The 7,142-nt window shown below is 35.1% G+C and carries 1 protein-coding gene and 3 pseudogenes; 1 reads left to right on the top strand and 3 read right to left on the bottom strand.

The window, feature by feature from the left end; genetic code table 11:
- Positions 1–527: 527 nt before the first annotated feature.
- The 3 genes and pseudogenes from F6K54_RS36840 to F6K54_RS36845 all read right to left on the bottom strand — a co-directional run bounded on the left by F6K54_RS36840 (position 528) and on the right by F6K54_RS36845 (position 4,681).
- Positions 528–2,372 (bottom strand): annotated as a pseudogene (locus tag F6K54_RS36840) (SUMF1/EgtB/PvdO family nonheme iron enzyme).
- Positions 2,373–2,694: 322 nt separating this feature from the next.
- Positions 2,695–2,848, bottom strand: a pseudogene (locus tag F6K54_RS43920) (serine/threonine protein kinase); the annotation flags it as partial.
- 390 nt (positions 2,849–3,238) lie between these two features.
- The gene (locus F6K54_RS36845; protein WP_293088881.1) at positions 3,239–4,681 is read right to left on the bottom strand and encodes a CHASE3 domain-containing protein; all 1,443 of its coding nucleotides are present in this window, start codon (positions 4,679–4,681) and stop codon (positions 3,239–3,241) included.
- A 1,186-nt stretch (positions 4,682–5,867) separates the two neighbouring features.
- Here F6K54_RS36845 and F6K54_RS36850 point away from each other — a divergent pair.
- Positions 5,868–7,142 (top strand): annotated as a pseudogene (locus tag F6K54_RS36850) (trehalase family glycosidase); the annotation flags it as partial.

The following is a 7,142-nucleotide window of genomic DNA, read 5'->3' on the forward strand; positions in this document are numbered from 1 at the left end:
TTTGCTGATTCAATATCAAAGCATTGACTGATATTGGTTTGAGCAATTTTAAGTCTGGAAAAAGTATGAGCTATATCGCTGTCTTTTCAGAGATTGATGTTTGATTGATCTATTGGACAATAGTTAGGGTTTGCTGATTCAATATCAAAGCATTGACTGATATTGGTTTGAGCAATTTTAAGTCTGGAAAAAGTATGAGCTATATCGCTGTCTTTTCAGAGATTGATGTTTGATTGATCTATTGGACAATAGTTAGAGTTTGCTAATTCAATTTCAAAGCATCGACTTATATTGGTTTGAGCAATTTTAAGTCTGGAAAAATTACCAGCTATATCGCTCTGTTTCCACAGATTGATGTTTGATTCATCTATTGGACAATAGTTATCGCGATCGAATAAGCAGATTCTATCATCCGTGTATCCGTGGCAAAATCCTTGTCTTGCCCTAACTTCTCCACTCTGAAAAAAACATTTTTCCTGCTTCGCGGGGGGAGAGGAAAAAGGGGAAAAGGAGAAAAGAGAAAAGGGTTAAAGAGTTCTCTCACCTGAACACACAAGACGAAAACCCACATTATTGTAGCGGTTGTCGTGCCTAACGACGTCAAAGCTGCGACACGCGGAACGGCAGCCACCAGGATCGTCGCTCCAGCAGCCGCCACGCAGCGGTGAAACATTATCATTTCCCCCAGTTTCCCAAGCACTTCCATCAGTAGGTGCTCCATTATAGTTACTGTGCCAAACATCCTGACACCATTCCCAGACATTACCGTGCATATCGTATAAACCAAAACCATTGGGAGGAAAAATTCCTACATCTGTTGTTTCTTCACGATATATTCCTTTCGGAGCATTTCCATAAGGATAATTACCATCATAGTTAACTAACTCAGACGTTATAGTTTTGCCAAAATAAAATGGTGTTGTTGTTCCTGCACGGGCGCGCATATTCCCACTGACTCTCACTAGGTAAACTATATTTTTTACCCGTTATTTCTGAGAGTTTCTGACAAAACTCTGTCGCCTCGTTCCAACTTACCCTTTCTACAGGGCGGTTTGCACCTTTAAACCCAGAAGGATTATTTGCACTTCTCCCTCCCCCAATCACTTGCCAAAAATTCTTTTTTCCCATAACTGCTTCCCACTGCGCTTGAGTAACTGGATACTTTCCCATGAAAAATTCTGGCACATCCACATAATGTTGCGGACTTTCATTCTCTCTTCTCCCTGCTTCTGTCTCTGGAGAGCCCATGAGAAATCTACCTCCAGGAATCTTTACCATTTCCAAGGTGACTCCATTACCGAGGTTTTCTGTTATTACTTCTGCTTGAGCTTCACGGCGACTAATTATTTCTCCTTTTCCGTCAACTGTGACAGTAGTAAATGTCTGAATAGGAATTTTGGGTTTGGTGGAGGGGTAGGAGTTTGTCCTGGTGGGCGACTAATTATTTTACCCCTGCTGTTGACTGCAACGGTAGTAAGTATCTGAGTGGGAGCTTGTGGTTTTAGTGGAGGAGTAGGAGCTGGTGTAGGTTTTGGTGTTGGTGGAGCGATAAAACCTAACGCTTCTAATACTTCCGTAGCATTTTCATAACGTTGTGGAAAATATTCATGTACCATCCTATCTAATATATTTGCCAGACGATCGCTCACTTCTGCTTCATTCCGCCAGATGACATTTTCTGTCTTTGGATCTGTCGGTAAATTTCCTGGGTTTTTACCAGTCAGTGCTTTTATTCCTACCATTCCCACTGCATAGATATCGCTACTAAGTTTTGGTTTACCATTACTTTGCTCACTTGGCATATAACCAGGTGTACCTACTGCTACAGTTAAAGTTGTTGTTTCTGGTTGTTGACTTGCAGTTAATACACTTATTTCTTTTACCGCCCCAAAATCTATCAACACTATTTTGCTATCTGACTTACGACGCATCAAATTTTGTGGCTTAATATCTCGGTGAATTATATTATTTTGATGAGCTACCGCTAATGCTTCTAATATTCCTTTGAGTAAAGCAATGGTGTCAGACTCACTTAATTTTTTCCCTGGCGTAAGTTCCCTACTAATATCGTGCCCTTCTATATATTCTTGTACTAAGTAAAATTCTGTTCCTTCCTGAAAATGGGCAAATAATTTTGGTATTTGCTCTGAGTCTCCGCCTAATTTGTATAAAGTCTCTGCTTCTCTCTCAAACAACTTTTGGGCAGTAGCCAAAACTCCTGGATCTGGATCTTTAGGTTTGAGATGTTTGACTACACATTTTGGGTTTCCTGGTAAGTCTAAATCTTGAGCTAAATAGGTATCCCCGAATCCTCCGCTTCCGAGAGTGTCAATAATTTCGTAACGTTGTTTCAGGATTGTTCCAGACTGCATAATTTCAGTTATCAGTTATCAGTTATCAGTTATCAGCTTTTTTAGTTATTAGTTACCACTTATGAGACTTCTTCTTATTCAGTTATCAACTATTCTTCAACAATTAGCAATTTTAAAGAATTAAACTCATTCATTATTTTAGTAGGCAAGTATGGTTTTTTGGCCTAATTTATTTGAGTATATATGAGCGCACCTTCTCCATTATGCTTATAGTACCATGTCAAATTTTTTTGTCAATCCCCTTTTTTCAGTTATCAGTTAACAGTTATCAATTATCAATTAACAATTAACAATTAAACTCATCCATTATTAATTATTCATTTGGATCTGGAACTTTAGGTTTGAGATGTTTGACTACACATTTCGGGTTTCCTGGTAAGTCTAAAATCTTGAGCTAAATAGGTATCCCCGAATCCTCCGCTTCCGAGAGTGTCAATAATTTTGTGACGTTGTCTCAGGATTGTTCCAGAATGCATAATTTCAGTTATCAGTTATCAGACTTCATCCCATAGTGCCTAGCAGGGAAATAGTTTTTTTCGGCCTAATTTATTTGAGTATATATGAGCGCACTTTCTCCATTATGCTTATAGTACCATGTCAAATTTTTTTGTCAATCCCCTTTTTTCAGTTATCAGTTAACAGTGGGAGCATCTTGCTCCCGTGCTGATAGCAGTTAACAGTGCTGAAGACTGAACCCTATCAGTTATCATCGGCATGAATTAATAGACATCTCCAGAAAAGAGGGAACAGGGAAGAATAATTGATAATTTATGGGTAAGAATTGATTTTATTTTTAATTTTTGGAGATGTCTAATAATTAAATAATTAAACTCATTCATTATTAATTATTCATTATTAATTATTCATTAGATTATAGTTTTCAATTGTTCAGCAGCCTTCTTTAAATTCTCTGTACCTGTACGTGTTTGACTAATTCCCAACGCTGTTTCCTTTGCTCCTTGATTAATACTATCCATCGCTTCTACCACTGGTTTAATAGCATTAGCTTGTTGTTGAATATTCAAAGAAATTTGTTGATTATTAATAACTACATTGTTCACTGAGTCAGTTATTCTAGCAAAAGCTTCAGTTGTTATTTCTGTTATTTCCATCCCCAACTCCACCGTTTTAGTTCCTTCTTCAGTTACCAAAACTGTTAAATGAATTGAGTCTTGAATTTCCTCCACTAAAATTCTAATTTTTTCAGCAGATTGTTTACTCTGTGCTGCCAATTTCTTAATTTCAGCAGCGACAATGGAAAAACCTTGACTATTCTCTCCCCCACGCACTGCTTCTACCCTCGCATTCAAAGCTAATATATTTGTTTGATTCGCTAGATCGCCTACCATATGAGAAATTTGCCCAATTTGATTAGTTTGTTCGCTTAATCTGAAAATTTGATTAGCGATCGCCTCGACTTTTACTTTTAAATTATTCATAGCATCAAATGTTTCTCTGACAGTATGATTTCCTTTTTCTGCAGCTTCTAAAGCTAACTGGGCAGTATTATTAGCTGCATTTGCTTGTTCGGTAGACTGACGAGAAGATGCATCTAACTCATCCATTGTTGTAGTGGTAATATTAACAGAATTAGCTTGTACAGAAGCGGTGCGTTCCTGTTGTTCGACTGTAGCAGCAATTTCATTAGCAGAAGTTGCAATCAAATTAGCCACAGCATTAATAGGTTGAATGGCAATTTTATTAATCACAAATATAATAACTAAACTCACTATCATAACTATTATCAAACTACTCCACAAAACAGTTATTGCTAACTGATAATCCTTTTTTGCTTGTTTTTTTCTTGCGTTCAGGAGTTCATCTTCTACAGCCATCATCTCATCAATTTTTTGCCGAATTTCATCCATTATCCGTTTACCTAGACCAGATAACACTAACTCTCTTAATTTTTTTTCTTCACCAGCTCTTTTTAATTTTATAGTTTCTTTTAACTCTAATATTTTTGATTCTATTAAATCTGCAACTTTAGCCAATCTTTTTATTTGCTCAGGATTATCAGATATTTGAGTTTTAAGTTCCTCCAAATTATCATCAATTGTTTTTTGAGCCAAATTATATGGTTCAAGGAAGTTTTCTTGGCCAGAGTAAATAAATCCCCGTTGTCCTGTTTCTGCATCAACTAAAGTTTTTTCTAATCCTTTTAATAAACCTTTAACTTGATAGGTATGAGCAACCCATCCCGCAGATTCTTCTAAAGTACGAATACTACTTTGGGAAAAAATATTAGTAATTCCAAATGTACCAATAATTATGAGTACTCCTACAGGTAAAACTTGTCTAATATTCATTTATCTATCCTGTCTTTGTTTCCTATTTTTGTTAATAATAGCCCAGTTAATGTTAATTATTATTTCTTTTTACCGAATTATTAATAATTAAATAATTTTGGTTTAAGGCATCCCCTTTTAAGGAAAAAAAAAAGAAATAATATCTCCTTATATTCAATTCCGTAACGGTTTTAACCAGAGGTAATTATCAATTATCCATTATCCATTATCCATTATCAATTAATGAATTCTCCTCTACTCCCCTGATCAACAAAATGTAGAAAAGTTTTTGATAAATGGTATAAGGGGATGAAAAAAATATTAGATTTAGTATTTTCAAGCCTCTGGCTTTCCTAGGTCATGCTGCGCAAACAGATAGAGGTACTGATAACTGATAACTGATAACTGAAATGACCAAGCCATGATTAGCAGTATACTCGAATATATTCAAAACCATTCTCAAGCAGCACAGAATTTAGGTAGGAATTATATATAAACACCATATATAATTATATTGTCAGATATATATAGAAATCAGGAATCAGGTGTGATAATTGGGTGAATCTCATATTTACAAAAATACTTTTTTCCTATTCCCTATTCCCTAAAAGCGATAAATTTTTTGCTTTCTTCAATACTGAGATGCACTCTGAGAATTTGATTGCTTCTTATAGCATTTCCCTGTTCCTTAAAAGTCTACAATATCTCACAACTTAAATAAGATTGCTATATATAGTGTTAGAAAACTAAAAAAGGTATAACTTCTGTAAGACTAAAAAGTTGTCTAGTCTATGGGAAAAATTTTAATAATTAAGAATTTAGAATTAAGAATTTAGAATTATACCATTTCTCAAAAGTAATGCTACCCTTGGAAGGTGGTAAAAATAACTGGAAAAATCACAGAGGTTAGTTAACAATAAAATTACGTCAATAAATAGTATTTAGAAATAGAAAATCCAAGTATAGCAAAGTTTTTGAGAATTGGTATTACCTCTTCTTATAAATAAGAGGATTGGATCAAAGGATTTTTTTTCTTCTCTTAGTCGATTAGACATCTCCAATAATAAAAAATCAAATCAATTATCCCAAATAAATTATCAATTCTTCCCCTCCCCTCCTGGGAGGGGCTAGGGGTAGCATCACTTCTATTAATGGAATTAACTATGAAATTAAAGGCACCTACTATCTCTCAAATCTGCTGCAAGAATTGGTTATTCAAAAGCAGTCAGGAAAAAAGATAGCTCAAATTAGTCTTGATAAAATAGAAGAACAGCCTGCCAATCGTGTATCTAGAATGATACGAGATTATTATTGGAAAGGTCTTACTCGTCGTATGGATAAATCTGGAATAGAAGCTTTGATTTCAGATACCAAAAATGAAACGCTTACTGCAGAAGTACTTCCTGTTTATGTTTCTTATTTAGATACATTCGCGCAAAATTATTATCAAGCTTTAGAGAAAGATCTAGCCATTAAAATGGTAGTGCTTCCTAAAGATATTTCTCCGGAATATGTAAAATCAATTAACGACAAACCAGGTATTCTTAGTCTAAAACTAGAAGAAGTTGATGGCGAAGTTACTGGAGTCCCATTTGTGGTTCCAGGTGGAAGATTTAACGAAATGTATGGTTGGGATTCCTATTTTGAAGCCGTTGGTTTATTATGTGATGGAAGAGTTGACTTAGCCAAAGCAATGGCAGATAATTTTCAATATCAAATAGAACACTACGGAAAAATATTAAATGCCAACAGAAGCTATTACCTCACAAGAACACAACCTCCATTCTACTCTAGTTTAATTGTTGAGGTTTTTGAAGTAACTAAAGATGTTAAATGGCTAAAAAGCCATCTTAAAACTGCCATAAAAGAATACCAAACCGTTTGGATGGTCCAAGGTAAACGACTTACAGAATCTGGTTTAAATAGGTATTTAGCAGAAGGCATAGGTATAACGCCAGAGTGTGAAGAGGGACATTATGATACTGTTTTGAAACCATTAGCCGAATCCAAAGGATTAAGTATTGCAGAGTATTCTGAAAAATACCAATCTAACGTTATTATAAACGAAGCATTAGACACTTACTTTGTGTATGATAGGAGTTTGAGAGAAAGTGGGCATGATACCTCTTGGCGTTTAGATGATGTTTGTGCAGATCTAAATGTCGTTGATCTTAATAGTTTACTTTATAAATACGAAACAGATTTTGCCAATATTATAAAGTCTATTTTTAATAATGACTTTGAAGGTTTTACTAGTGAATATTGGACGGAACTTGCAAATAAAAGATCTGAATTAATGCATGAACTCATGTGGAATTGAGAGCGTGGGCAATTCTTTGATTTTAATTTTAAAACGAACACACAGACATTTTTTGAAAGTGCATCTAATTACTTTCCCTTATGGGCTGGATTAGTTTCTCCAGAAGATGCTTCAAAAATGGTGTCGAATTTAATGTCGCAACTAAAAGAAAAAGGAGGAATT

The organism is Okeania sp. SIO3B5 (genome assembly GCF_010692555.1).
In the GTDB taxonomy this organism is placed as follows: domain Bacteria; phylum Cyanobacteriota; class Cyanobacteriia; order Cyanobacteriales; family Microcoleaceae; genus Okeania.